The following is a 26348-nucleotide window of genomic DNA, read 5'->3' on the forward strand; positions in this document are numbered from 1 at the left end:
GGTACTCAGCGTGGCATCTCGTTGAATGGACAAACGTCGTCTTCGAAGGGCACGTGCCGTCGCCGAAACTGTGTGCCCGCCACGATCTCCGGCTTGTTGATCCTGTCCATGCGGAAGTGGCGGAAATCTTCACGGCCGGAGTCCCAGGCCACGAGATACCAAAGTGGCGGCAGTATAAGCATTGCCTGTGGTTCGACCTCGCGGACGGTTTCCACTCCTTTGGCGTCACCGTAGCGGAACCGCAGATTTAGCCGCTGGAGAAATGCCGCCTCGAAGGCAGGCAACAGTTCGGGATCAATTGAACCCAGGTTTGAAATGTCCTGCCTGGGCGACAACTGTCCGACATACAGGCAGTCGAGGAGACGACGCAAGTCTCGCACCTTTTCTGCCGACAAGGCCTTTTCGATCTTGGCAAGCCCCGCATCGGCGAGATCGGAGAAGGGAAGGGATCGGGCCGCGCGCATTGCCGCAACGCTGATGATGAGTGCAAACATTTCCGTCACGGAGAGCCGAGTAGTTGTTTGCACCGATTCCGGGTCGAGTTGAAGCCCGCCACCCCGGCCGGATTCGGAATGGATGACGAAGCCTTGGTCACGCAACGCTCCGATGTCGCGCAGCACCGTTCGCCTGGAAGCGCCAATTTGCTCCGCCAAATCGTTGACCGTTGAGGTTCCGTTGCGCCGGAGGATGCGCACTATGGCGTCATGTCTGAGGCGGATGTTCATTTGCGGACCCTAGCACAATCGGTGCCAAATTATGGCACCGATTTACTCTAGGCGGGTCCTGGCAACTCAGCAAGGAGACTGAACATGACATCCCAAAGCCAAACACCTGCCGCCAGTGTAACGCCGGTCATCGTCAACCCTTCCCACCTGCATGACCCGACGCCGAATGGCTACAGCACAGTGGTCATCGCCCCTGCTTCCGGTCGGTTGGCTTTTATCTCAGGGCAAGGCGGACAGGACCAGGCCGGCGCACTCTCGTCCGATTTCGGCGAACAGGTGAAGCAAGCCTATGCGAACCTCGCAGCCGTGATCGACGCGCTCGGCGCTCGCCCGGACCAGGTTGTGAAACTGACGGTTTTCGTGGTCGACCACGATATGTCGAAGTTGGGTGTGCTGACCGAGAACGTGACGCGGATGTTCGGCGCCAAGCTGCCTGCGCAGACGCTGGTTCCGGTGCCAAAGCTCGCCATCGACCCCATGCTTTTCGAGGTTGAGGCTGTGGTTCTCTTGGATTAAGCACCTGAGCTGCGCCGACCTGTCGGTGCCCGCACTTAGCGGGACACCCCGGTCTGCGTCGCCGGCGAACCGGGGTCGGTCCGTAAGGCCGGGACCGATTTCTCTCGAGTTTTGAGAGTGCCTTTGGCGCATGCGGCTCAGGCCGCTTCAGACCGGCATTGGTGCCGAAACCATAGAGCAAAGAAGTAATCGTTAATCCAGAGCAGTCTTAGGAAGGGCGATACGCCGAGGTTTTGAAAGCATCGAGAAACCCCTTGTCCGGCGCCGCTTCCTTCAAAATATCAAGAAGGCCGGACGTCGGCCAGCGCTGGCCGATGACCGATTTGATGGCGGCCAGCCCCTTCGTTCCGGCTGGCTTGAACGGCGTGATCGAAATCCGGTTTTCGCAGCGCCAGAGATGATTATCACCTTTTCGTTTCGCGGGATTGTTTCATTGAGGAGCTGCAACTCGTGTTCCAACTCCTTGCGAGCCATCGTCACAAATTCGCGGGCATTCTGTGCCACTGATTGACCGATTTGGCAGCGCAGAGCCGCCGTTGAACGCTTCAATCGGGCCAGCAGGCCAACAAGCGGTGGAGCTTTCCGCCTTGAACGGATTCGAACTGCCGACACCCACCTAGAAGATGCTAACTGCTTGAGCATTCTTCGGTTTCTTATGTTCGAATGTCTCGGTCTCGGATCGGGAACATGTCCTCGCCGCGGTGATGTAGACGGGTGTGATGTAGCCGACATAGCCAGCGTACCCTCAGAGGCTCGTCGTATCGATCGTGATGAGCATCGACCGCACGAGTCCCACAGACTTTACATGTCTGCTTTTCCAGATCAGCCGCCTTCACCGCCCGCTGCACAACAAGATGAGCATCATATTTGGCCGGATTTGCTCGGCGCCAGTTCGCCTGACGGGTATGGGTTTTCAGCATTTACGCATCCCAGATGAGGCTAAGAGGCAACAAGCTCGGCGAGCTTGTCTGCAACCACTACCATCGTGTCTTCTTCAGTGCTCAGGCCGCTTCGCGACGCCAGAAGAGGGCTGACATTGCGGAGTGCCTCATACGTTGTGTTGTGGACGATGGGTACGAGCTGCTCGGTTGCCAGGAGCGCCGAAAGCTCCTTGTCAGCAACACCCGCAGCAGGGAGACGGCGTAGCAGCGCGGGTGTCACCAGCACAACTCCGACCCGGGACTTCACCAGACCTTTGTCAAAGATGTATCCTAGAACATCTGGATTGATCTCGTCATCATTGCGCAATGGGCGCTCGTCCAGGTGCCACTGGTAGCGATCAAAATAAGCGAAGATGCGAATGAAGGCTTCGTCATGCCAGAGCTCGTTTTCTTCCGCGACGCTGTGCATGTTGACGACGACGAGAATATCGTAGTCGGAGCGGTAACCGCTCTTATGGTCCTCCACCCAGCCGCCGCGGCTATACGAACCGAACAGGATGACCTTGAGGATCCGCCCGGCCTTCTGTTTTTCAGAAAGCTTTGACTGCTGCGCGGCGTCGAACTCCTCGAAGATGATCTTCAAGGCGCGCGAAAGCTCGCGCCGCTTGCGCTCAGGAAGATGGTTCAAGGCTTCGTTGTCAGTCACGCCACCGCTCGTATCCATTCGTCGTGCCGTATCCTTTAAAAAAAAGCACCGCTCGCAAACCAGTGCCTGACATGCCCATCAATCATCATCCTCGGTTTGGTCCGTCAAGGATATACAACCGGAAGACCAGGCCCGCCAGCAGGTTGAAGATCCGGCTCCGCGCTGAGCATACTGCTGGGCCTGTCGCGCCAGATCGGTCGAAGGAATGCCGGTTCAGATCGCATCATATCGTCCCCTGAACTCCGCATCGGCGTAATACCGCAGCTTGCGCGCGACGATCGGACGCCGTGCTGCCAGAAACAGCAATTGGTTTTGCTCGGCCATGTTGCGGACCTCGTCCGGCGTCAACAAATGCCGGCCGGTATGATGCTGGCTGAAGGAAAGCCCCGACTGTTCGGAATCGAGCGCCCACGCCACCGTCTGGAAGACAACGGTTTCCTGTCCGAGCAGATCGGAGACAAGACGGGCGGTGTCGTGATCGTTGACACCAAACACCTGCAATATGCCGGCATTCGATAGGAAGGTGCCGGCTCGCTTGCCATAGGTGGCGCGCAGCTGATGGATGTCCTGCAGGATCGGCCAAAGCTGCACGCCGTATCCTGCCATCAGACCCATGGCGCGTTCGACGGGAGCGAGAAACCCGAGGCTCGCAAATTCATCGAGGAGATACAGAACCGGCTTTGCCTCAGTGACCGGTACGACCGAGGTTCTGGCCACCTCGATCAGGCTATGGGTGATCAGCAGGCGAAGCCATCTGGAATAGGTGGAAAGACGATCCGGTGGCAGGACGAGGAAGACGGTGGTATTGCGCCTCTTGAGATCGGCGAACCTAAAATCCGATTGGCTCAAGACCGAGATCATTCGAGGGCTGTCGAGGCGGTGCCATCGATCAGCTCGCTTCTTTTGCCCGGCCCTTGGTGGGCTTGGAAGGCGTAGCTTTTTTGCCTGCGCTAGCTCGCGAAACACCTGACGGAAGGCGGTGCGGTTGTCGCGATGGAAATCAGCGATCGTCTTGAAGTCAGGCTTCAGATGCCGAAGCAGCCAGATCACCTCGATGTTGCGATGTGTTTCCGCTTCCAGTCGGCGGCTCGAACGCACACGGTTGAGATAGCCGTAGATGTAGAGCTTCAGCAGATCGGCCAGATCGTAGCCGGGGCGGCCGGTCGCTTTCGGTGTCACGCGACTGAACCCGCCGCCTGCAAATCCAGCCCATCAACGAAGGCTTCGATGAGCGTGCAGGATTCTCGGCACCGACATAATCATCCACCGCCTCTGGAAGAAGCAGCATCTGAGAGCGGCGGCATTGGGTGAAATCAGCTTCATGCTTGCATGTGAGATCGCCAATGGTTGGCCCGCGCCCGATCCACCAGGAGCGCGCTTGAGTTGCAGAGCACTTCGTAAGCGCGCCATTCCCCGTTGCCGCCGCGTTACCGCAAGACGTCGCCACCGAGTAAGCAAAAAAACCGTCAACCATCAGCAAAAGCAGCGATTTGATCAAATTCTACGAAATTTTACGGATATCAAAACCGCACCAAGTCTGCTTATCATATTCCCGGCCGACGAGATTTTGTCCGAGCCTCAACCAGATTGAGAATCAATTCCTGATTGCCGGGCTTCGCAGTTGTTTCTGTAGTCCCGCACGAGTGAGCTGCAAAACTGCGGGTCCGCCGCAGGTCGTCGCCCAAGCGGCGGCGAACGATTTTTCAGTGCAACCCTACGACTAAGATCCGGTTGCCAAAATCTGGAGAGCAAGATTCCCGACGAGGCGAGATGGGAGTGAGCTGGCGTTTCCTGCAGATGGTCGATCAAGCAAGACTTTCATTGTCATTACGTGTGTTACGGGCATTCAAGCGTCGGGAGGACCTTCTACCGGCGCTACAAAACCTATGCGAGCGGTACGGCCTTTCACACATATCGTTCCTCGTGGTTCACAGTGGAGGCAATGCCGGGCCCTACCCCTACTACTGCACGACCTATCCTGACACTTGGACCCAGATATACGTCGACAAGCGCTATTTCGACATAGACCCCGTCATTCACGTGGTTCGGTCGGAGTTACTGCCGGTCGACTGGTCCGCGCTCGATCGGCAGCCGAGAAAGGTGCAGAATTTCTTTCGTGAAGCCCGCTCCTACGGTATCGGTCCGCACGGTTTGACAATCCCAATCCGGGGCAGAAACGGCGAACGCTCGCTCTTTTCCGTAGCATCCGATCTGCCGAAGCGCGAATGGGCACGGCTACGCGCTTCGAGCATTCATGAGTTGCATATCCTTTCCCACTACTTCCATGAGGCCGCGCTCTCCGCCAGCGGTCTTCGGGAGGACGATCGCTATCGAACTCTCTCGGGCCGCGAAGGCCAATGCCTTCAGTTGCTTGCGAAAGGTCGGATCTCTAAACAGATAGCGGCAGATTTGGGCATCTCGCAAAACGCCGTCAAACTATACCTACGGTCGGCAAGGCTGAAACTTGGTGCCGCAACAAGTCATCAGGCGGTCGGCAGGGCGACCTTCCTTGAATTAATCGAAATCTGATTGCGCTCGCCAAGCCCGCCGGGACGGCCGACTTTTCGATTTTCATTTATCAGGGAAAGCCGGTTGGCCCCGCCTCGCGGCGGGGCCTCTCCGGGCCTCAGTCCCGGTTGGGGCGAGCCCAGATCAGCTGGTAGCTGTCCTCGCCTTCGACCCCGGTGAGCGTCGCGTAGATTGGGGCGGAGAAGCTTGGGTCGTCAAGTTTGACCGACAGGTAGTCGCGATCCTGCTCGGAGCGCTTTTGCCAAGCGGCACCCAGCTCGACATTGCCGGCGTAGATGCGGAAGTGCGGACCTCTGTCGGAGGGGTTCTCGATGCGGGTGATGCGGACCTTGACGTTGAGGGCGAGCGTTCGGATCGAGCCGTTGAGACCGGTTTGCGAGGTGGTGAAGATGCCGATGGTTGCCATTGTCGTATTCCTTTCCTGTTTCTGGCCGCGCCCATCGCGACCTCGATGGCTGTCGCAGGATCGGAGACGATCGGACCGCACCTGAAAGGCCGGAATGGAGTGGAGGGCGGCCAGGAGAAACTTTGTTGTCCGCGAGGAATGGGCGCACCGCGCTCAGGGGAAGAAAGTTTTGGAAGGCCGTTGCGGGAATACGATCGAGGCGAAGCCGGTTTTCGATCAGACATGCCTCATCGAGCCCGCGAAGGACGTGGCTTGCCCCAGGCCAAGGGCATACGGCGATGGTAGCTACGCCCCGACTGCCTGACGGGTCCCTGCAACGGCCGTTCCGCCGCCCGGTCCAGCTGATCAAAATCAAGCTCGGGGATGAGCCGAACAATGGTGCTGCTTTGGCGGCGTCCCGCATGCTCCGTTGCGCACGCGACACAATAACGAACAAGACCGCCCGGAATGGGCCTCGATCCGGATGCGAAAGCAGCCGCCGGGCCAAGCAATCGTTACCGGAGCCGGTGGAAACGGCCGAAGACTGTCCGGTGCTGCGTACCGAGGGGGGAAATCCTGAAATGGGTGCGCAAGGAAAATTCGCATGCCGGCAGCCGGCGACCGATGGGTCTAATCGAGACGGATGCCGGCGCAGTCGAGGTCTTCGACTATATAGACGACATCCGTTAACCAGCTCGATAAGGCCGGCGATCAGGACGATTTGTCCTCGCGATCCTGAATTTGACGGGTGGGACGGGAGCATGAGGGATGGGGCTTTGGGGCATCCCTCGTCCTGGCCGGCACCGCTCGATGCGGTAAGGGACAGGCAAGCGGCAACATCGGCGGACCGGCTCGCAACCTTGCAAACCAAAGGGAGTTGCGCCGCCTCCTTCGGCGGCGCGCTTGCTTGCCTGCTTACGCTTTCAACGCCGCCATCCTTTCTCCGAGCAGCCAGAGGGCTTTGTTGAGTTTGATATCCTGATCGATACCGTTGACGGCGCGGGACTTCACACGGCGCGGCCTGCCGAGCTCGTCGCGGCCAACGCCGCGCAACCCGCCCTTGATGGCGTTTTCCTGGACCACATTCCAGACGGTCCAGAGATCATTGGCGCGGTCATCGTAGCGGCGGGGAACAAGCAACTGCTGCGCCTTGATCGGCGTCATGCTCTCGCCTTCGTTGTCTCCAAAGCGGAGCACATGGGCAGCGTCGGCGAGAATGTCCGCCTCCTCAGGGTTCAGCCGCAAGGTCGACCAGTCCTGCGGAGCGGCCAGGGTGCGTTCGGCCTCGCCAAGGACCCGATAAGTACCTTCGATGACCTTGTGCTGTACGTCGCCGGAGTGGCGAACCTTGATGGTGTCAATGGTGCCGGTCTGCGTCACCAAGGAATTGAGGCAGCGAACGCGAAAAAGCCCAGCCATAAGCTCGTAGGCGCTTGTCCCGTCATTGGCATTCTTGAGCAGGATTTCGCAAACAGTGTCCCCGACACTGTACACCTTGCCCTCATCGACGCGGCGTAGGCGGATGAGATGCTTCGTAAAATCGGCCTTGCCTTCGGTGCGGCTGCGTGACTGCTTGGCGCCGACCGGCACGAAGCCTTCGGTGATAAGGCTACGCAATACCTCGATGGTCGGGATAGGTTTAAAGCGCTCTGACCGGCTCTCATGGGCCGTCACGGCAAAAATCGACGGTGCGATGCGACGCATTTCGGTTTCGGTCAGGGCGCGACCGGTATCGAAACGGGCGGTCTCGGTGTAGATGGTCATATTCTGTCTCCGTTGGTTTCGGTTGCCATCCCGAAGGGCAAGCCCCTCGGGCGAAGCCTTCCCGGTCTTGCCGGGGGAATGGCCTCTGACATTCCCCGGGACAGAGGGGGGAGGGCGAAGGCCCGCCCCACGGCGGCGGACAGGACTGTCAAGCGGCGTGGCGCGGAAGGCGGGCGATCTTCACGGGTCCGCTTGCGGACTGGCGCGGAAGATAGACCGGCTTCACGGGCCGCTTGACCGGCCTGGTCGGCGATGTCAGGGGCGGAAACGAACAAGGCGGTCCGGAACGGGCCTCGATCCGGATGCGAAAGCAGCCGCTGGACAAGCGATCATTACCCCTACTACTGCGCGATCTATTCTGACTTGGGCTCAAATATGCGTCGACAAGAGGTATCATCGACCCCGTGGTTCGTGTCGTCCGTTGGAGGCTTCTCCCGGTTGACCGGCCATTGTCGATTGGCAGCCGGCACAGGTGCAGAAAATTTCACGAAGCACGCACACGGAATCGGCCTAGGAGGATTGACGGTCCCAGTCCGAGGCAGAAACGGCGAACGCTCTCTCTTTTCGGTCACCAGGGAGCTGCCGAAGTGCGATTGGCTACGACTACGCGCTTCGACCATCCATGAGTTGCAAATCCTGCCCCAATATTTTCATGAGAAGGCGCTTTCTGCTGGCGGCCTTTGGGAGGGCGATCGCGATCTCAATCTTGCGAAACGCGAAAGCCAATACCTTCAGTTGCTTGCGAAGGTCGAATTTCCAAACAGTAGCAGCCGATCTCGGCATCAGAAGACTCTCCGTCAAGCTGTACCTGCGGTCGGTGTGGCTCAAGCTTGGTGCCGCCACAAGTCATCAGGCGGTTGGCAAGGCGAGCTTTCTCGAGCTGATTGAACTGTGATTTCGCTCGTCCTAAGGCCGCGGGCGCTTCGCCATGACAGTTTTTCAAAAGATCAATCTACCGGATTCGGCAAATTGGCGAGGCTCTCGGCTCGTGCGCAGATGTAGCCCATATATCGGCGGCAACCGTAAACATCTCGCCAAAAGCCGGGATGCGGCTTCCGCCTTTCAGATGGGGAGGTGGCGATGGTGGATCGACTGACGATTGAGCGCTGGAAGAAAGCGCCCAGGCTGACGTCCTTTGCGGCATTCTTCGAGAGGACCGCAAGCGGACAGGGTGGAGCGCCCGACCTTGCCGAACCGCAGCTCGACGTGAGCCTGCTTGATTTCGATCTGGACGCCGCTGTTTTCGCCGATACACATCGAAGGCTCTGGGGGCACTTCGACAGCCATTATTTCGCCAGCATCCCCTATAGGCTCGAAGAAGAATGCCGACTGGGGCCAGCAATCTTATCCTTCGCCTTGAGGGTCTGGGCGCAAAATGCCTCTCCGACGAGGATCTATACGCTCGGCACTGGTACCGGTTGCCTTGCGCGCACGCTCGCCACGCTTGGCGATGGTCGCATCGAGACGCTCTCCTGCAGTCCAACAGCCGCCAATAAGACTTCGTTTCTTTCAAGGAGGGGAAGCGAGCACGCGCACTTCTTCCACGGCCCGTTCTTTGAATTGGACGACGATCGCTACGCGACCGACGAGGATCTTTTGCCGTTTCGGGATGGGTTCGACGTGCTTTTCGAGGACACGACGTTTCAGATGTACGACCGTGATCGGCTAATGCAGCTGGATTTTGTAGCCCCTCGCATACGTCCTGGTGGCCTCCTCGTGCAGGTGCAGAAACTCTCGGATGCCGACCCGGCTGTCTATGAGGAACGCGAGCGGCAAAAGGACGAGCTTTTCAAATCCCGGTTCTTCTCGACGCGGCACATCTCCAAGAAAAAGGATGAAGTCCTCGACACGATGGCCGATCTTCAGGTCGACTTGCCGACGACGATCGCGGCGCTCAGAACGTTCTTCCGTTACTCGGTGATAACCTGGAACAGCGGAAACTTCTACACCATCGTGTCATCCAACGCCCGGGCTTCCATGTTGGAGCTGATTTCGCTAATGTTGAAGCCGGCCATCCCACCAGCCTATTGCTACCACCAGTTACCTGCCGCGATCGTTGATTCCTGGGGTGATCCCTTGGCTTCGGATCTGGCTTGGCGCAGCGCAAACACCATGACCCTGCTCGCGCCAAAGCGCCTGGCATCGTGAAATGACGGGAAACCCTCACTCGGAGGACCGCTGCAGCGCCACCGACGTGCGACACACACTGTCTGTGTTGATGCCGCGTGTTAAGGAGTTCTGGGAACGTCCGCTACAGGACTATGCATCGGCGGCCTACGATGTCTCCAAATTTCGAACCGGGTGTTTTGTGCGTCATCAAGCAATGGATCTGCTTCGCCGGTGCATAGAACGGGCGGCGAGACGATCCGGTTATGATGCCGAGGACGCCCGAAATGCCGGCCTTCAGATACTGGCATCGCCGGTGATGCAGACCGGCCCACATTGCCTGCTCCTCATCGATCACGACGCGTTTTACACGCATCTGTTCAGCCTGTCAGGGCTGACGGCTCATGGCCGCGAATGGCACATCACCTATCACGCCGCGACGGTGAGTTTCTCAGAAAAGGCAAAGAAGGGGCCGGGCTGGCTATGTCTCGACGGTGAGCCGCTCAACGTCTTTGGCTTGCCCCGCAGCCGGATGGACTCATTGAGCATCTGCGGTTGGAGTGGCCCCTATCGCTTCGCACTTTCGAACGCCAAAAGCGATCCGGCACCGAATGCTTCCGCCGCCCGTCTCCTCGCCGACTTGCCTTCGGATGATTTTCCTTCTGCGGCAGAAGCGATCAGAGCCGCCAATCGAGCCCTTTGGCGCAACAAGCTCCCCTTCCCCACCAAACTGCTTCAGCTTGATGACATGGATATCGCGGACCTGGTTGCCGACCACCTCGAAGATCCGCAGTCATGGCTATCGGCACGCTTTATCGGAGGAAAGGTTGCAGAGAGTATCCTGGACGCAATGGACCACCTCAATGCTGGACCATGGCAAGGTTGGGTCCGGAGGACCACCGACTTCTTCTGGCGCCTGGAAGGAGGCCGAATAATTCCGCTTCGGCTCCAGGACAATTTTCTTAGAGCGCGGTCGAGCTTTGAGGTGAAAGTTCGCCCTAAGATCCTCGCAGAGGCACTTCGACAACGGGCGATCGTGCCGAGCCTGTACACCGTGTTCCTGGTAACCTCGATCCTGCCGGGTGTCAGAGTGCTTGGAGGGTGCCGCCAGACGATCTACTACCCGCTCATGCGCTACCTGTCCGCGGTCGGCTTTCAGCGATCAGGGGAGCAGGATCTCCTGACGGAACTGGGCGGCGACGACCGACCCGGGGTTTGGGGTCATCGTGTTCTGAAATCTTCCGGTGGCTGCCCCTATAGTGAGATGGAGCTTCTGCAAGGCGCCGTGACACCGCTTGGGCAATTCGCAGAAATGTCCTTGTTGCAATCGAGCGGCGACCTTTCAAGTTTCACCAGGGATCCAATCTGGGCGAACCTTTCAGAGCACATCAGCACCGGAGCCATAACCGCCAATTCACCCGCGTGGCAGTGGTCTTAAAGCCCGATGACGTCGATATATTTCGCAGGATAAGGCTGGAGGCGCTTTCACAGGAACCGCTTTCGTTTGCAAGCGTATACGAGGACTGGGCCCAGCTTTCCGACGAGGAATGGCGCCAACATCTGGAATCATCCGGTCTTCATCGCGTTTGTGGATGAAGAACCCGTCGGGATGATGGGGGTCAAGTTCCAACGTCCGAGCCGCTTCTCGCATCGGGCGACGGTGATTGGCGTCTATGTGCGAAAAGAACAACGCGGGACCGGGATGGCCAGACAGCTTCTAGATCACGTCATCCAGCACGCGAGCGACCACAGGGTGCAGCAGCTTGAGCTCACCGTGAACGCGGAGAATTCGGCTGCGATCCGCTTTTACCAACGCCACGGTTTCACAGAAACCGGCCGGATTCCGAACGGATTTCGGGGTTTCGGCCAGAAGCAGACGAATTGATCATGGTTCTGCGCTTGAAGGCATAACCAAACTCTCTCATTCCGCTTCACCATTTGACGGCATTCTTCGCTCCCCCCACCTTCTCCTGATCGGTTTAGCTCGTGTTGATACGTTGCATTGGTGGCCTGCGAAGCAGGATGTCTCAGTGGCGGGAGGCCAGAGACCCGTGGCCAGAATTCTCCACTCGCTGACGATTAGCATGGGTCGTCGGCTCGGCGTCTCGGATTTATGTTCAGCAGGTTGCTCATGTGCCGAGGAGCATTTTCGAACTATTAACCTCTCCGTCCCTGGCGCGCATACTATTAAAACCTCCACTTGCATGCCCCATACAATCGAGCAACTTAACGAAGAAAATTCAGGGGGCTCAACTGACTCGATTCGACTCTTGCGAAGCAGTGGAGGCTGGCCTCCTAGTGCCCCTCGTGGCTGTAGCTGTCCCCTCTGCATCGCATGAAAATCGATTTTCCGGAGGGCGAATGGAGTTCTCCTCGCTCTCCGTCGCTTTGGAATTGCATTGTGTTCGGTCATGATTTTCGGGAATGGTCCCGCGAGAGCATCAGACGAGGCCGATTTTGCCAGCATAGTGATCGAAGGGCAAAATTTGAGCTTGCCCCTATCCGAAAGAACTTTATTTGAGTTCGATTCAGCAGTCGGTAATAAGGTCATCTGGCTCGGACCAGCCTTTCCTGCAAGCAAGGCGGATACTAAGAACCAGGTCACCAGAGCCGTTGCCGAGGGACAGAGGCTGGATTCCGCGAGCTTTGTCTTCCAATCTGCTTGCGATGACGGATTTCTGATCTCACCGCCATGCCAACATGCAAGAAACAGCATGGATGAAGAATATACTGTCTACGATGTACTGGTTAGGCCATTTAATGAGCGAATTCGGTCGCTGACGAGAATCGCTCGAGGTGTTTTTGACGCCCCCCAAGTCCTCGAAGATGGTTCGAAAATAAGAGTAATAAGATTCGAGGCGATACTCTACGCAGCTTCGGAAAAGGTAGTAATGCATTATACTATAATGTTGAATTGAACGGGACGATCATCGTTATTATACGCGCCTTAGACAAAATCCCGATAGCAAAAGCCTGCCGTGAGAGCGCTGCTCGACGCGCACGCCAATGATATCATTTTGTTGATGACCCGCAGCAGAGGACAGCGAGTTATCGGGTCGTCCTTTTGGGTCGGCATAACTGCTAGGGCAAGCGATGATCGACGACGCGTGGACTGCGATCAAGTTTGCCCTGCTTATCGCGACCGCATGCTACAGGTTTTACCACAAATGGATCAACGCAAAACATATCGTGACGCATCACCATGGACAGAGATGATCGCCGCCGTTGCAGAGAGGAAGGTCGCTTATCTAGTCGGAAACTTAGGACCGACATTAAGGAGGCCACACCGTCGTCACTACGTCTTAGGTGTATATTGACACTCCTACAACTCACAAACAAGATATTTCCTAATCTGGCGGTGGTTCATGCCAGAGCTTGTCATTACAAGCATTTGCCTCGCAGTTGAGCCACCGACATTCGAATCTGGAACTTGTAGAGAGTAGTTCGACGGGGTCTAGGGAAAGACGAGGTCCAGAATTTCAACCGCGATGGACTAGCACAGTTGGTTGTGCAAACAGGCGGCTGAATAATCATGTCAGCGGGCAAGTTATAAAGTCATCTCTGCCGCTGTTTACCATGAAAATAAACTCTAGGCGACGCAGGTGATCAATGGCAATGACGCTTCGCAGACGTGATATTTTGAGCGCAGCCGCACTATCCCCGATTTTTCTTATTCAGGGGAAGGCTACGTCATTGGCTCAATCCAGCCAGACAAACACAACACGTAGTAAGGTCGCACTTGTAATAGCTAACTCGACCTACGCCGAACAATCACCGTTAAACGGACCGTCGAGGGACTCGAAGCTGGTCGTCGATCAGCTTAGGAAGATCGGTTTTACATGTTCCCTGAAAACAGATCTCGATCAATCCACCACAATCCGGGAAATATGCGAATTTCGCAAGGGCGCTCGCCTCGCGGACATGGCGATCCTATACTACTGCGGCCATGCTATTGAACTTGATGGGACAAATTTTATTGTTCCAACTGATGCGAGTATGGAGGACACGTTTTCAGCCAGCAACACATGCATTGACATTCTGATGGCCGCTCAATCGGTGAGCTTTGCTAAGGTCCTTGGCATACTGGTTGTTGATGCGTGCCGAGATAATCCATACCTCTCGGACATGACCGTCGACGCTGGAGTAAGGCGACAGTTTTCTAGAGGGCTTGCTCCTTACCTCCCAGCACAAAACGTACTGATCCAGTATTCAGCAGCTCCCGGCCAAGTCGCCAAGGATGGAGACGGAACACGTGGCAGCCCATTCGCTCGAGCGTTTGTTTCCGCCCTATCAGCTAAGGATGAGCCAATAATGCGGGCGATGCAGGCAGTTGTGAAAGATGTCCTCGCCGACACTTACAATGAGCAAAAGCCGTATTTCGCAGGCAGTATTCACGATCAGAACCTTAGCCTAAACGGCAGTAACCCGGGCGCGCCCTCTAGCGGAGTGATCGTAGATTTTCAAATTGCGGACTATGAAGATGTCACTGTGTCCGACTTGGTTCAGTATGGGTTTGCTTACAAGGCAGAGGGTGTCGATAGCGAGGGAAACACTACGATCCGTCCTGACAACGACTATTTCGACGCGCTGGCGGAGGGGCGAACTCCCGTATGTTTGGCGGAGGATGTAGGCTATTTCTCGCCGGAGGAATTCAGCGGATGGGGCATTTCGTTCCCACTGCTGGATCTCGTCGCACGACGCGCCAAGAATGAGGTGATAACGATCTCTGAATTGGTTGTAGAGGTAAAAAGAAGCGCACCCGACAATACTACATATGTAGATTTCGAGGCACCCTCCGACGAATTTTGCCGTGTTGTAGTATATAATGAAGGTTGGAGTAACATCGAGTCGGCTGTGTTCGAATACAATGTCTATGTAAGCGACCCAACCGATGTTGATGACATGGACAAATTTGTCCAAGATGCCAATAGGAATAGCTATAGCTTCCGTCTGAAGACAGGTGAATTCAGAGAAAGCTGGCACCTCTCGGTTGAAGAAGGCGTAGCGCAAAGTCTTCCTGACTTCGCAATGCACAGCTATGCATTTTCAAACGCGCCTTGGTCGGGCGCAGGTAGGACGGGCCGAAAGCCGGCAGGCTATGATCAGTGGCTCGCTGCCCACCCTTACGTATTTGAGCCCGACAACGAGCAAAGGAAGTCTCCATGGATCGTCGGGCGCCTGACTGTGACACCTAAGGGGCAAGACAGTCTCCCATTCGTGGTCAACGTGGTGGCCAACATCTCGATCTACGCACCTGAGGGATTGGGTGGCGGGGGAGTGGCTTACAACGATGTCACATCTGTAGACCTGCGCGTCAACGGGGCTGACTACCTAGTCCGGAAGAACATTGTCTATCAGCTGGATAATGACACCAAGACTTATCGCGTCCTCATGCCGTTGGTCGCAGAAAAAACATCAGACCACGTGCTTCGGGTCAGCGTCATCGGAAACGGGGGGAAACAACTTTTCAGGTCTGATTGGTTGAATATCAAGTTGGTTGTTCCGCGCATGTCCAAGCGATATGCTTCATTCGAAAAGCAGTAACTACCCACCTAAGGCGATCCTTTATGACAATACTTTGTTGTAATTATATACTGCCAAACAGGCGCCTGTTCCTCGCGGGACTTACCGCATCAGTTGCGGCTTCGGTTTTTCCTGCCGGAGCACAGCAGCCGAACTTCGAGTCTCTTTTGCGCGAGTATACAGCGAATGAGAGGCTTCTAGAAAATGCTTGGAAATATCGTGAGGTGGGCGTCACAAGGGGCGTCGGGCGAGGCACGCGCTCTTCCCGAAAAATCTCGCAAAGCGCTATCGATCTGATCGTTGAATTGGAAGTAGGTGGCCGCAGCCAATATGAGCGAAAATATAGAAAGCCTATTTGGCCTCGGGGAGAATCCGGGGTCACGATGGGGATAGGCTACGATCTCCGTTTTGCCAATTCTTCTCTACTAAAGCGGGACTGGGAAAATCTGCTAACCCAGCAAGAGCTTGATATCCTCAAGCAGGTCTTGGGAAAAGGAGGAGAAGCTGCGCGCGTTGCGTTGCCCAGTGTGCAGACAATCTCGATTCCATGGCCCTCAGCAATGACCCAGTTCCTCAATTTCTTACCCTATCCCACCGCTGATGCCGAAAGTATCTTTCCAAACAGCAATGAATTGAGCGATGAAAGCTTCGGAGCCCTAGTGTCCCTCGTATACAATCGCGGTAAGGCCATACCCCGAAATTCCCCGCGACGAACGGAGATGGTGGCTATCCATGACTTAATGGGTGAGCGAAAATTCGGCGCCATACCTGAGCAAATTCGGAAGATGAAGAAGCTTTGGACCACGCCGGACTCGAGAGGGCTGGTAATTCGCCGTGAACTAGAGGCGCTCCTCTTCGAATTGGGACTTAAGTAACATCAGAAAGTCCCGCGCTTCCCCACGGCATCTCCATCGCGCAAGGATGTCAATCGGCTCGGAAAGTTGGCTCTGACTCAGTTTTGATGCAGTTGTAATGATGATGCTTTGCTGGTTTCCACAAAGGAATCAGCCTGATGAGCACCAAGTTTCGTCCTTCCGATTTGGTACCGGCTGGTTTCATCGCCGAACGCATCACCCACATTGACGATGAGACCTGCATCTTGCTGTCGCGAGCCGGCGCTACCGCGTCATGTCCGGCATGCGGACGAATCTCGCGAACGGTTCGAAGCCGTTATTGCCGCCAGGTCGCGGACCTCCCTCTGTCGGGAAGGCGTGTCCGACTTCTCGTCCGCACACGGAGGTTCACCTGTGACGCGGTGCTCTGCGGCAGACAGATGTTCTCCGAGCGGTTTGGCGATGTGCTCCCTCCCTACGCCAGACGAACCGGGCGTCTCGAGCATCTCGTCCACCATTTGGCACTTGCGCTTGGAGGACGCCCGGCGGCCCGTTTTGCTCAGCGGCTGATGCTTCCCGTCAGTAACGACACCCTGCTGCGAGTCATCCGCAGGCAAGGGTTACCGCCATCGACCCCGCCCTCGGTGATCGGCATCGACGACTGGGCCTGGCGGCGCAATCATCGCTATGGCACGATCGTCTGTGACCTGGAGCGCCGGCGGCCGATCCGTCTGCTTCCAGACCGTGAGCCAAAAACGGCAGAAGCCTGGTTGCGGGGAAATCCCCAAATCCAGATTATTGCGCGTGACCGCGGCGGCGCTTACGGGCTGGCGGCAGCAAAGGCGTTGCCCGATGCAGTGCAGGTCGCTGATCGATGGCACCTGATGGAAAATGCCAGCCGTGCATTTCTGGACTGTGTCCGCAAATCGATGCGGCAAATCCGCAAGACACTCGGTGCAACGCGCATCAATCCCAAGCTGCTGACCGCGGCCGAACGCCTTCAATACCAGGGCTATCTCCGGCGTGAACAGACCAACACGGTCATCATGGCGTTTGCAAAGGACGGTGCGACGATAAAGGAAATCGTGCGCCGTACCGGTCATAGCCGCGGCTTGGTCCGCCAAGTGCTCAGGGGACACGCAACGATGTCTTTCGGTCAAGAGAAAGCTCGCTGGAGACCTATCTCGAATGGCTCGATGCTCAATGGGCTGCTGGCAAGCGGAACGCTACTGAGCTATGGCGGCGGTTGAGAACACAGGGCTTTCGTGGGTCGCGCCGGGTCGTGAGCGAATGGGCAACACGACGGAAGCGGGCCGACAAGGCAGATGCGGAAACGCTGAACCGTATTCCCTCTGCCCGAACGATTGCCCGCCTTTTGACAACCAGCAGAGACAATCTGACGAAATCCGAGACCGTCACCATCGCTGCAATAGAGGGCGGTGTTCCCTTACTGGTCAAAGCTCGCGACATCATCGCCGACTTCCACCGCATGATCCGGCGCAAGGCGGAAAACGAGCTCGCGCCGTGGATCGACCGCGCTCGCGAAAGTCTGGTTGCCTCCTTTGCAATGGCGTTGCGAAAGACATACAGGCAGTCCGAGCAGCGATCGTGTCGCCGTGGTCCAACGGACAAACTGAGGGGCAGATTACCAAGCTCAAGCTGGTGAAGCGCCAGATGTACGGCCGCGGAAAGCTTGATCTGCTTCAAGCCCGCCTGATCGGTGCGACATGAGCACCAAATGTGCGTCAGAGCCAATATTCCACGCCGAAACACACCAGGATCATGCCACTGCAGACAGGCGAGACCGTCATCAGTGAAGCAGCGACAGAGATTTCACAACTAGGGGAGCCCGGCCGCGCCATAGCGCCCAGCGGCCGGATCGTGACGAATCAAGGATGATCTAAAAACGATGGCTAGACCGGCGGAAGGCTGGAATGACTTCTGCAGGCTCAGAGAGTGTCGAGCTAGTGAAACAACACGGCCAAGCTATGTTAAACAGTTTTCGCAAATGTGGGGCAGTTTGTAGGTCGGCGGCGCTTCAGCATCAAAAAATCAAACGAGAACAATTATTTGAAAAACAGTGTGGCGGAGAGGGTGGGACTCCACACCCTTGCTTGCCAGATATCGAGGAAAATCAACAAGCTATTGGAGTTCAAGGATTTTTAAGGACCGGATTGGTACACAAAGGTCGTACACATGGTCCTGAAAATGTCTCGTCCCGTCAAGCTCAAGTCCGGCATCTATCATTTCCGTAAACGCGTTCCGGAAAGCCTCCAGGCACTGGTAGGGAAGACCGAGGAAAAATTCAGCCTACAGACCCGCGATCCTCAGGAGGCAAAGGTAAGGCACGCCCGCGCCGCAGCGGAAATTGAGTTGCGTTGGCATCAACTCTCGGCCGGCCGCATCTCAATTTCGCAGAAGCAAGCCACGGCGATTGCGGGTGAGATATACAAGGAGCTTGTAGCCGACCACGAGGACAATCCGGGCAAGAAGGGGTCGTGGACTGGTCGCCTCTATCTTGACTACATGTTTCTTCACCCAGAAAAAGTTCGGGTGACGAACCTATCGGCGGACAAGGAGGCAGCCGGGCGTTCGTTGGAGAAGCTGCGGGTTGAGCGCAATGACCATGCAATCAATCGATACCTCGCGAAACATGGCTACTTGCTTGACGATGAGAGCATGATCCTCATTCGCGACGCGGTGGCATCCGCCGTTCTGCAAGCAAAGGAACACATAAGCCGACTTGCTGGCGGTGATTACCGCCCCGATCCTGATGCAAATCGATTTCCACCTGTTGAGATTGCAGCGGCAAGAGTTCGTGACGACGAGCCCAACAAATTCCTTCTCATTCAGGTGTTCGAGAAGTTCGCCGACGAACAGAAAATCGCATCGTCGAGCTACAAGAAATGGAAGGGCATCATCCGGACCGTCGCCAAGGAGGTCCCGGATATCCGAGACCTCACCCGCCAGTGGATTGTCGATTGGAAAGACCGCCTACTGGCGTCGGGAATTGCGAACGTCAGCATAAGAGATTCATATCTCAGCGCGCTTCGAAGGGTGTGCTCTTATGGAGTGGCGAACGGACTCATCTCAGAAAACCCCGGAACGGGCGTCACAGTTTACGTTCCGAGAAAAATCCAAACCCGGGAGAAGGAATACACGGCTACCGAGGTTTCAACCGTGCTTCGCGGCACGTTGGATCCTGCTCCTGCACGCATGTCCAGAGGCATGCGCGACGCACGGCGTTGGGTTCCATGGCTCTGCGCCTATACGGGTGCCAGAGTGGGAGAAATTGCCCAGCTTCGGAAGCAGGATATTCAAGAGCACAGAGGACACTGGTTGTTATGGATCACCCCTGAAGCCGGGACGACCAAAGACGCGAAACCCCGGTACGTGGCATTGCATTCGCATCTCGTGGAGCAGGGGTTTCTGCAGTTTGTCCAAACCATAAAGTCCGGTCCGTTGTTCTATGATCCTGAGCTGAGCCGCGGGGGAAGCGACGCGCACCCCCAATATAAGAAAGTGGGCGAAAAGATCTGCTCGTGGATCCGGAAGGATCTAGGGGTTAAGGATGATCGGATACGGCCCAACCACGCGTGGAGACATCTGTTCAAGACGATCTCCCGCGACGTGGACATGGATGACGGCGCAACTCGTTACATGCAGGGACACGCGTTGAACTCGGAAGGCGATAAGTATGGATCGTTCCGGGCAGGAGTGCTCTCCCGCGAGATCGAAAAGATCCCACGTTTCGAAATTTGACCACAAACGCCCGGCACAGCGTCACCATGCAGAGTCCGTCAGCGCAACGTAGCCGAAACATGAGCCTGATCCGAAGCAAGGACACCGGACCAGAGCTTCGGGTGCGCAGGCTCGTTCATGCAATGGGATTTCGCTACAGGCTCCATCGGAAGGACCTACCGGGCAAACCGGACATGGTTTTCGGGCCTCGGCGACGAGTGATATTGGTTCATGGCTGCTACTGGCATGCACATCTTCGGTATGATCCAGGCTGCAAGCGAGCGCGGCCGGCAAAGTCGAATATCGAATACTGGGGTCCCAAGCTGGAACGCAATATAGCCCGCGACCAATCGAACCTTTACAAGCTCGAGCATATGGGATGGAAGGTGCTTGTATTATGGGAGTGCGAACTGAAAGACGACGAGACATTGTCCGCACGCATCCGATCGTTTCTCGAATAGCCCACCCTGCGCGAACCTTACGCCACCTTGGAAAAGCGGAGAAAGCGGATTCACAAAAATTTAGTCATCGTATAGGCTGCGTTGTTAACGTTCTTGTTTTGTACTAATAGAACGATTGATTCGATTCGGAGATGACTATGCGGCGTATGGGAACGGTCATTGATCTGTTTTGTGGTGCAGGCGGCCTGAGTGAGGGCTTCCGGCAGGCTGGATTCGAAGTGCTCGCTGGCAGCGATTTCGACGATACCGCAGGCAAAACCTTTGCGGCGACGCATCCAGAAGCAACCTTTTTGGGTGGCCGAATCCAGGATCTGACGGTCTCCCGTCTTCTCGAAGTCACAGGCCTAAAATCCGGCCAACTCGATGTTCTCGTGGGCGGGCCGCCCTGTCAGGGGTATTCCGTCTACAACCACAATCGGGGCGTGGATGACCCGCGCGCAGGACTGTTCCGCGAATACCTGCGGATCGTTGAAGGCTTGCGTCCAAAATGGCTGGTTATGGAAAACGTTTCGGGCCTCACGTCCATCGCCGACGGAGGCATTATCCGGGAAATTCAGACCGGAATGAAAGAGCTTGGGTATGAAGTCGACTTCAAGATCTTAAAGGCGGAGGAGTACGGCGTTCCACAGGAGCGCCGCCGTATCTTCTTCATAGCCAATAGGATCGGAGCTCCGATACGTTTCCCAGAGCCGACCCACGGCAAGGATTTGAAGCCGTTTGTGACCATCTGGGACGCGATTTCGGATCTCCCTGCGGTGGAGAATGGGAAAGGCGGAGAGCTCGAAAAATACGCTTCTGCTCCATCGAATTCTTATCAGGCTGAATTGCGCGGCAACCGTAAGCAAGTCGCAAACCACGCTGCGCCCAAGCTGAGCTCCACGAACATGGAGCGCATGAAGCATATCCCGGCCGGAGGATCGTGGCGGGATATTCCGTTCGACCTTCTTCCGGAGGGGATGAAGAAGGCAAAGCGGTCCGATCACACAAAGAGGTATGGGCGCCCAAGGAAGTCCGATCTTGCCTGCACGATCCTCACGAAGTGCGATGTGCACTGGGGAGCGTACATTCATCCCGAGCAAGATCGGGCGATCACGGTCAGGGAAGCGGCTCGATTGCAGTCGTTCCCAGACGGCTTCGTTTTCCATGGCTCCAGGACAGAGCAGTACATTCAAGTTGGGAATGCTGTCCCACCCCTACTCGGCCGGGCGGTAGCAGATGCGCTAATCTCTTGCGATTATTCGTTGTCACGAGAGAAAGCGGTCGCATAAATGGCAAGAAGACCGGCCGGCCGGAATGTCGACCAGGCGAAATACGGCATTGCGGAATGGTACGGTCGGCTCTTCCGGAACATGGGAGCCAGCGAGCGTCAGGCATACCTGAATCCAACTCCAATACCGGAATGTCCGTTTCTGGCGGCTGCACCAGAATTGGCCCCTCGGGGTAGTACGCGCTGCTCAAAGAAAGGCGGCGTATGCTCCATCAGGAACTTCACGCAGACTGATGATCAAGACGTTCGCTTCGGGAAGATTACCTCAACCTGTCCGAACCGCTTCCTCGAAGACAAGGAAGTGATCCGCTACATCGGTCGGCTCATGCTTGGCACTGACGACCCTGTTGTCGTGAAGGAGATCCCTTTTCTTCGACGAGTCACCGCTGGGCCCGTTGAAGGCGAGGATGTTCCTATTTCGGACGAAGCAGCCGGAGAACAGCCAGACACTGAAGATGTCGGAAAGATCGACCTAGTTTTCGTCCACCCTGAGAAGGACCCCAAGGAATGGTGCGCCGTCGAGATTCAGGCCGTCTATTTTTCGGGCGCGTCGATGTCGCGGGATTACGAGGCGATTAGATCCTACACGGGCAACGGGACTCCGATGCCGGGCGGCGGTAGGCGGCCTGACTTTCGAAGCAGCGGCCCCAAGCGGCTGATGCCGCAGCTTCAGATCAAGGTCCCTAGCCTTCGGCGGTGGGGGAAAAAGATGGTCGTGATCATCGATCGCCCTTTCCTCGACGCTATGGCTCCCATGGATACGGTCGGTCATGTCAGCAACTGCGACATAGTCTGGGTCGTGGTCGATTACGACGAGCAGCGCGAGCAAGGCAGCGCGAAATTGATCGTGGACCAGGTGCTCTTCACCACCCTTGAGGATTCCGTCGTCGGCCTGACGGCCGGTGTGCCAACGACGTTGCCCGAATTCGAGGAAAAGCTCGCACAGAAGGTGCGGTCAAGGACTATAAGATGATAACTCTCACCTAGCAGCCGAGGGTCAAAGGCGCTGGGCGCGAGAATGGCGAACGCGCTCTGGGGCAGTTTTACGCGAAAATTTCTTCGGTACCAACTTCAACTGCAGTCTCGGTCGCCTGCTGCTCTGGTTCAACTTTCGGAGTGAGAATAGCGTCGATCAACGAAAATACTTGTTCGAACGCCTCAAAGTCTTCAACGGGAAGAGTCGGCACAACCTTCTCAGCAAACCATTTCTTTCCGTCGTCGACAATCATTTGCCAGATTTCGGTTCCTTGGATGGTCGTGATCACTGTATTGCCGCAGCGAGTTTCTACTGGCAACCCCCTGAGCCGGAGCCCTTTGTCTTCGACCGTCTTTTTCAAAGCATCGATCGGGAACATGAACTCTACGCAGTGGTGACTACTCTTCTCCAAATCTGGCACCTTTGCAGGTACGGGCAAACGGATCGCGTAGGCCTTTTTATTCTTGGAAACCTTTACGTCGTCGTAGGTTTCGAACCTGCCAAAGTTCGCATCCAGGTTCCATCCTTTAATCCCATCGATATCCCGATCGAACAATCCGATTACCGAGTGCTGATGATCAGCCATTATGGATCGAAGGCACATAGCGAGTTGAGCCGCGCCGGCCGCGTCTGTCTTCTCTTGTTCCCCAAGGACATTGCAAGACTTGATTTCGAAAGGAGGCGTCCCGCCCCGAAGTTTCTTCCACGCCTCAATCAATATCAAGACGTCCGTTTTGCCTTCAGTGAGCAGGACAGGCCTGTTCAACTTGTTCACTTCCTCCATTGCCGCCGCTAGATGCCGTTCAGCCTCTTCTGCGGCTGCCAGCCGCGCCTGGAGCTTCTCGTGGAGATCGTTCATGAGCTTGATGTGACCAAGCTCGTCCGCGATCAGCATCTCGGGGTCTTCTTGGGACACCTTTTGTTTTTTCGCGCTATTAAGGTGAGTGAAGATTGTGTCTCCGCCCTCCCGCTTCGCCATGTAGATTGATTGGCCTTCCCGGGTAAGATCGATGAAAGCTGGCGAATGGGTTGTCAGAAAGATCTGCGCGTTCTGACAGTAGCTCGATGTCATTGCGTTAGCGAGTTCGAAGGCCCGCTTGTACTCCATCGAGTTTTCCGGTTCCTCAATCCCCCAGACATGCAGTTTTGGCGAGCGTTCGGCAATATAGTTCAAAATGGCTGGCAGAAACCGCACCCTGACTCCGTCGCCTCGGTTGTCCAGTGAGACAGACTCCTCGAAGGAGCCGGACGTTTTTATGTTGAAGGCCCTGAACAATTCCGCATAAGTTGAGGGGAGTGATATCCTTGCGTCCACGCCAGTGATATCGAAGAACGCCTGCCGAAGTTCCTGCGCTTGGCCCTCAAGCTCGCCGCTGAAGCGTTCGATGTCGTTAGCAAACCCTCCACTGCTGCTCTCGAAGAGGACAGATTGCAGGTCCGAGAGAACGGCTTGAAAAATGCTGCGGTCTTTAATCGCTGGCAGATAGGTGAAGACGATAGAGTTAAGGAACCGTTGGAGGCTGCCTTCTGCTTTGTTTTTGGTCGTTTGAAGCGAACCCTGAGCAAGGTGTCTTTCCAAGTCATGGCTCAGGTTTGGCGTCTTACTGTCTCGATACCAAGTCTTCCGCACCTTGAAACGAGGCGGCAACGTCTTCTGGAAGGAATCCTGGCAGTTGAATTCGACCTCTATCTGGATGAACTGACGGCCCTTCACCGACTCTCTACGGACCGCATCGAGACGGGAGTGAGAGAATTCGTCCCGGAATACGATATCGGCCCCGTGCTCGTCCTTCTCGTTGAAGAAAAGGTTCAAGGCACGCAAGAGATTTGACTTCCCAATGTCGTTGCTACCCGTAATTATGTTCACGGGTTTGCACTCTCGAATTCTCTGCGAGTTGATCGACCGGAAATACTTAACTTCCACGCTATTTATAAGGTTGGGATTTTTTCGCATTCAACCGTCGCCCCGAATCATGCGCCTATCATAACGTGCATAACTCGGAGGACCAGCGTCCCCACCGCTACCAACATTAAATCTTGTGCTTGACCGATTTGCCGCCGACGACGAGCATAAAAAGACCGCCTTCATAGGACTGGAATCCTCAGGCGGTCTTTTGGAGCATTGTTCAAAAAATGATGAACGACGGCGAAATGATTGTAAAGACCCTTGAAACGGGTCGGTGACGCGGGGGCTGGGACATAGCCCAGCCCGGACAACAGAATCTGATACTCTACAGCGTCAACAAATTTGGCTCGACGGATTCGACTACGGCGCTTTCGGGCCTCGCCAGCATCTCGAAAACCTCCATCCGATCAGCAGCCGCGACGGCGGCATCCGTAACGGTGTCGTCAGCTTCGCGCAGCGCGTCCGCAACAGTGACAAACCGTGGCGCGAATGGACGGCGCATGCGGGCCCTTACGCCGCAGAGGAAGGCGAACGGTTGCTGCGGCAAGACAACCGCGCTGACATCTACGTGTCGCAGGCCGCATTCGGGAAATGGCGGTCGATATCAGACCTGACGGCGATCGGCGCGTGTTATGCCGACCTAGACTATCACACCGTCGCACGCTGGCGCGGAAAGGCTCCCGGCGATGTCGCGAGCGCCGTTCTCGGTCATCTTGAGGACGCGATAGTTCCGCATCCGTCCTATGTGCTTTCGACCGGCCGTGGCCTCGTCTGCATCTGGCTAACTGAACTGCTGCCGCGCGCCGTCCTGCCGCGCTGGAATGCCGTCCAGAAGCGATTGGGGGTGATCCTGGACGTGTTCGGGGCGGACAAGCGGGCACAGGATGCCGCGCGCGTCTTCCGCCTCGCGGGAAGCGAGAACAGCCGCGCCGATTGGGATCGTCGCACGGTCGGCATGGTCTGGTGCCAAGGGTCGCCAGAGGCACCGACACGTCACGTCTTCGGGACGCTGGCGGACGAGGTCTTGCCCGTCACACATGCCGACCTCATCTCCCTCCGTGCCGAGCGCGCCAAGCGCAAGGCCGAGGGCAAGGACAAGACAGGCCCGGCGGTGTATCTGTCGGCGGCATCGTATTGGGAGACGGTCCTGACCGATCTTCAACGGCTGCGGGCGCACCGCTGTCCAGAAGGGGCGTTGCCAGAGGGCCAGCGCGACGCCTGGCTCTTCATTGCGGGCATTTCGATGTCGTGGATTTCACCGCCGGAAGTCCTCGGGCGGGAAATCATCGCGTTGGCGAGCGAGGCGGCAGGATGGCGCGCCAGCGCGACGACATCCCGAATGTCCACCGTGATCAAGCGGGCGCGACAGGCTGCGGCGGGGCAGACGGTGACATTCCAGGGGCGTGAGGTGGACACCCGCTATCGGATGCGCGCCTCGACGATCATCGAGTGGCTGGGCATCGATCCGGCGGAGCAGCGCGCGGCAGGCTTGCGCGTGCTCGTAGACGAGGACCGGAAACGGGAACTGTCTGTCGAGCGGACGGAGAAGTCACGCCGGAGCCGTGGTGTGAAGGATCGGACCGAACAACAGGCGGCGCGGCTGGAGATGGGGCGCAAGGCCCTGTACCTGCGGGCATCGGCAGGGATGACGGTTGCGGAACTGGCCGCCCACCTCGGAGTGTCGGTCGGGCAGGTGCATAAGGCGATGCGGCAGGCCGAGCAGCAGTGACTTTTCTATGGCGGATCGGCTGGGGGACAAAGCCCCCCAGACCCCAGCGCGAGGTAAACACCATACACCGCATCACTTCGTGAATATGCCGCCCGGCGGTGTGACGACGGGCAACCGCGTCATCATGACCTAACGTGAAATCACGTCAGGTCTCGCCGTCCTCCCGGACGGCGACAAGGCCCCTGCCAGGTTCCTCGGAAGAGTCCGCCGGAAGGCTCCCCGAAGGGCCGACGGTTTGAACGCAGTGAAAGCCATTAGTCGGTCACTAAAGACTATTGTTTCAGGCTCCGCCGGCACTGA

Annotated in this window: 20 protein-coding genes and 4 pseudogenes; 16 read left to right on the plus strand and 8 right to left on the minus strand. The window is 56.7% G+C overall.

Annotated elements, in window-relative coordinates:
- Positions 1–5 precede the first annotated feature (5 nt).
- A complete protein-coding gene (locus EDE05_RS20145) occupies positions 6–725 on the minus strand; it encodes a WYL domain-containing protein (RefSeq protein WP_134102602.1) in 720 nt (239 codons plus the stop codon).
- An 84-nt stretch (positions 726–809) separates the two neighbouring features.
- On the opposite strand from EDE05_RS20145, the gene EDE05_RS20150 reads away from it, so the two are divergent.
- Positions 810–1241 carry a RidA family protein gene (locus EDE05_RS20150; protein WP_134102605.1) on the plus strand — a complete coding sequence of 144 codons (432 nt, stop codon included), beginning with the start codon at positions 810–812 and terminating at the stop codon, positions 1239–1241.
- A 653-nt stretch (positions 1242–1894) separates the two neighbouring features.
- Here EDE05_RS20150 and EDE05_RS27305 read toward each other — a convergent pair.
- The 3 genes and pseudogenes from EDE05_RS27305 to EDE05_RS27315 all read right to left on the minus strand — a co-directional run bounded on the left by EDE05_RS27305 (position 1895) and on the right by EDE05_RS27315 (position 4116).
- Positions 1895–2161, minus strand: coding sequence for a hypothetical protein (locus tag EDE05_RS27305; RefSeq protein ID WP_134102608.1), 267 nt, complete (start codon positions 2159–2161; stop codon positions 1895–1897).
- A 19-nt stretch (positions 2162–2180) separates the two neighbouring features.
- Complete coding sequence (locus EDE05_RS27310; RefSeq protein WP_245519948.1) at positions 2181–2828, minus strand: nucleotidyltransferase domain-containing protein; 648 nt, start codon at positions 2826–2828, stop codon at positions 2181–2183.
- A gap of 213 nt (positions 2829–3041) precedes the next feature.
- Positions 3042–4116, minus strand: a pseudogene (locus tag EDE05_RS27315) (type IV secretory system conjugative DNA transfer family protein).
- A gap of 509 nt (positions 4117–4625) precedes the next feature.
- On the opposite strand from EDE05_RS27315, the gene EDE05_RS20180 reads away from it, so the two are divergent.
- Positions 4626–5357 (plus strand): LuxR family transcriptional regulator, encoded by a 732-nt coding sequence (locus EDE05_RS20180; RefSeq protein WP_134102699.1) that lies wholly within the window; start codon positions 4626–4628, stop codon positions 5355–5357.
- Between the two features lie 97 nt (positions 5358–5454).
- Here EDE05_RS20180 and EDE05_RS20185 read toward each other — a convergent pair whose 3' ends face one another.
- The gene (locus EDE05_RS20185; protein WP_134102611.1) at positions 5455–5763 is read right to left on the minus strand and encodes a DUF736 domain-containing protein; all 309 of its coding nucleotides are present in this window, start codon (positions 5761–5763) and stop codon (positions 5455–5457) included.
- A gap of 447 nt (positions 5764–6210) precedes the next feature.
- Between EDE05_RS20185 and EDE05_RS20195 the strand changes: the two genes are divergently transcribed.
- Positions 6211–6432 (plus strand): MbcA/ParS/Xre antitoxin family protein, encoded by a 222-nt coding sequence (locus EDE05_RS20195; protein WP_134102614.1) that lies wholly within the window; start codon positions 6211–6213, stop codon positions 6430–6432.
- Between the two features lie 225 nt (positions 6433–6657).
- Here EDE05_RS20195 and EDE05_RS20200 read toward each other — a convergent pair whose 3' ends face one another.
- A complete protein-coding gene (locus EDE05_RS20200; RefSeq protein ID WP_134102616.1) occupies positions 6658–7506 on the minus strand; it encodes a DUF932 domain-containing protein in 849 nt (282 codons plus the stop codon).
- 375 nt (positions 7507–7881) lie between these two features.
- On the opposite strand from EDE05_RS20200, the pseudogene EDE05_RS27320 reads away from it, so the two are divergent.
- The 12 genes and pseudogenes from EDE05_RS27320 to EDE05_RS20255 all read left to right on the plus strand — a co-directional run.
- Positions 7882–8106, plus strand: a pseudogene (locus tag EDE05_RS27320) (hypothetical protein); the annotation flags it as partial.
- 52 nt (positions 8107–8158) lie between these two features.
- Positions 8159–8401: a hypothetical protein gene (locus EDE05_RS27325; RefSeq protein ID WP_245519952.1), complete on the plus strand. Its 243-nt coding sequence runs from the start codon at positions 8159–8161 to the stop codon at positions 8399–8401.
- Between the two features lie 185 nt (positions 8402–8586).
- A complete protein-coding gene (locus EDE05_RS20210; protein ID WP_166675485.1) occupies positions 8587–9654 on the plus strand; it encodes a class I SAM-dependent methyltransferase in 1068 nt (355 codons plus the stop codon).
- A gap of 175 nt (positions 9655–9829) precedes the next feature.
- Positions 9830–11050, plus strand: a complete 1221-nt coding sequence (locus EDE05_RS20215) for a hypothetical protein (protein WP_166675489.1) — start codon at positions 9830–9832, stop codon at positions 11048–11050.
- Positions 11035–11523: pseudogene (locus EDE05_RS20220) on the plus strand (GNAT family N-acetyltransferase). Before EDE05_RS20215 ends, EDE05_RS20220 begins: the two are co-directional and overlap by 16 nt.
- A 1698-nt stretch (positions 11524–13221) precedes the next feature.
- Positions 13222–15156 (plus strand): caspase family protein, encoded by a 1935-nt coding sequence (locus tag EDE05_RS20225; protein WP_134102625.1) that lies wholly within the window; start codon positions 13222–13224, stop codon positions 15154–15156.
- 23 nt (positions 15157–15179) lie between these two features.
- Positions 15180–16010, plus strand: coding sequence for a hypothetical protein (locus tag EDE05_RS20230; protein ID WP_134102628.1), 831 nt, complete (start codon positions 15180–15182; stop codon positions 16008–16010).
- Between the two features lie 137 nt (positions 16011–16147).
- Positions 16148–17699 (plus strand): annotated as a pseudogene (locus EDE05_RS20235) (ISL3 family transposase).
- 465 nt (positions 17700–18164) lie between these two features.
- The gene (locus tag EDE05_RS20240; protein WP_134102631.1) at positions 18165–19730 is read left to right on the plus strand and encodes a DUF6538 domain-containing protein; all 1566 of its coding nucleotides are present in this window, start codon (positions 18165–18167) and stop codon (positions 19728–19730) included.
- Between the two features lie 26 nt (positions 19731–19756).
- Positions 19757–20170, plus strand: coding sequence for a very short patch repair endonuclease (locus EDE05_RS20245; protein WP_134102634.1), 414 nt, complete (start codon positions 19757–19759; stop codon positions 20168–20170).
- Between the two features lie 137 nt (positions 20171–20307).
- Positions 20308–21438: a DNA cytosine methyltransferase gene (locus EDE05_RS20250; RefSeq protein ID WP_208325230.1), complete on the plus strand. Its 1131-nt coding sequence runs from the start codon at positions 20308–20310 to the stop codon at positions 21436–21438.
- A gap of 81 nt (positions 21439–21519) precedes the next feature.
- Complete coding sequence (locus tag EDE05_RS20255; protein WP_166675486.1) at positions 21520–22410, plus strand: NotI family restriction endonuclease; 891 nt, start codon at positions 21520–21522, stop codon at positions 22408–22410.
- A 70-nt stretch (positions 22411–22480) separates the two neighbouring features.
- On the opposite strand, the gene EDE05_RS20260 is transcribed toward EDE05_RS20255, so the two are convergent.
- Both EDE05_RS20260 and EDE05_RS26950 read right to left on the minus strand, forming a co-directional pair.
- Complete coding sequence (locus EDE05_RS20260; protein ID WP_134102640.1) at positions 22481–24367, minus strand: ATP-binding protein; 1887 nt, start codon at positions 24365–24367, stop codon at positions 22481–22483.
- A gap of 277 nt (positions 24368–24644) precedes the next feature.
- Positions 24645–24821 carry a hypothetical protein gene (locus EDE05_RS26950; protein WP_166675488.1) on the minus strand — a complete coding sequence of 59 codons (177 nt, stop codon included), beginning with the start codon at positions 24819–24821 and terminating at the stop codon, positions 24645–24647.
- 33 nt (positions 24822–24854) lie between these two features.
- Here EDE05_RS26950 and EDE05_RS20265 point away from each other — a divergent pair, with 33 nt between their 5' ends.
- A complete protein-coding gene (locus tag EDE05_RS20265) occupies positions 24855–26048 on the plus strand; it encodes a sigma-70 family RNA polymerase sigma factor (protein WP_134102643.1) in 1194 nt (397 codons plus the stop codon).
- Positions 26049–26348: the final 300 nt, after the last annotated feature.

Origin of the sequence: Neorhizobium sp. R1-B (assembly GCF_004368875.1) — a bacterium.
GTDB classification, from domain to species: Bacteria; Pseudomonadota; Alphaproteobacteria; order Rhizobiales; family Rhizobiaceae; genus Neorhizobium; species Neorhizobium huautlense.

Bases quoted from the DNA above. Each gene is read 5' to 3' on its own strand.
- EDE05_RS20200 (WP_134102616.1), bottom strand. From the start codon at position 7,506: ATGACCATCTACACCGAGACCGCCCGTTTCGATACCGGTCGCGCCCTG.
- EDE05_RS20230 (WP_134102628.1), top strand. From the start codon at position 15,180: ATGACAATACTTTGTTGTAATTATATACTGCCAAACAGGCGCCTGTTC.
- EDE05_RS20210 (WP_166675485.1), top strand. From the start codon at position 8,587: ATGGTGGATCGACTGACGATTGAGCGCTGGAAGAAAGCGCCCAGGCTG.
- EDE05_RS20225 (WP_134102625.1), top strand. From the start codon at position 13,222: ATGGCAATGACGCTTCGCAGACGTGATATTTTGAGCGCAGCCGCACTA.
- EDE05_RS20150 (WP_134102605.1), top strand. From the start codon at position 810: ATGACATCCCAAAGCCAAACACCTGCCGCCAGTGTAACGCCGGTCATC.
- EDE05_RS20185 (WP_134102611.1), bottom strand. From the start codon at position 5,763: ATGGCAACCATCGGCATCTTCACCACCTCGCAAACCGGTCTCAACGGC.
- EDE05_RS20180 (WP_134102699.1), top strand. From the start codon at position 4,626: ATGGTCGATCAAGCAAGACTTTCATTGTCATTACGTGTGTTACGGGCA.
- EDE05_RS27325 (WP_245519952.1), top strand. From the start codon at position 8,159: ATGAGAAGGCGCTTTCTGCTGGCGGCCTTTGGGAGGGCGATCGCGATC.
- EDE05_RS20195 (WP_134102614.1), top strand. From the start codon at position 6,211: ATGGGCCTCGATCCGGATGCGAAAGCAGCCGCCGGGCCAAGCAATCGT.
- EDE05_RS20255 (WP_166675486.1), top strand. From the start codon at position 21,520: ATGGGAGCCAGCGAGCGTCAGGCATACCTGAATCCAACTCCAATACCG.
- EDE05_RS20145 (WP_134102602.1), bottom strand. From the start codon at position 725: ATGAACATCCGCCTCAGACATGACGCCATAGTGCGCATCCTCCGGCGC.
- EDE05_RS27305 (WP_134102608.1), bottom strand. From the start codon at position 2,161: ATGCTGAAAACCCATACCCGTCAGGCGAACTGGCGCCGAGCAAATCCG.
- EDE05_RS20240 (WP_134102631.1), top strand. From the start codon at position 18,165: ATGGTCCTGAAAATGTCTCGTCCCGTCAAGCTCAAGTCCGGCATCTAT.
- EDE05_RS20250 (WP_208325230.1), top strand. From the start codon at position 20,308: ATGCGGCGTATGGGAACGGTCATTGATCTGTTTTGTGGTGCAGGCGGC.
- EDE05_RS20260 (WP_134102640.1), bottom strand. From the start codon at position 24,367: ATGCGAAAAAATCCCAACCTTATAAATAGCGTGGAAGTTAAGTATTTC.
- EDE05_RS20215 (WP_166675489.1), top strand. From the start codon at position 9,830: ATGGATCTGCTTCGCCGGTGCATAGAACGGGCGGCGAGACGATCCGGT.
- EDE05_RS20245 (WP_134102634.1), top strand. From the start codon at position 19,757: ATGCAGAGTCCGTCAGCGCAACGTAGCCGAAACATGAGCCTGATCCGA.
- EDE05_RS26950 (WP_166675488.1), bottom strand. From the start codon at position 24,821: ATGCGCCGTCCATTCGCGCCACGGTTTGTCACTGTTGCGGACGCGCTG.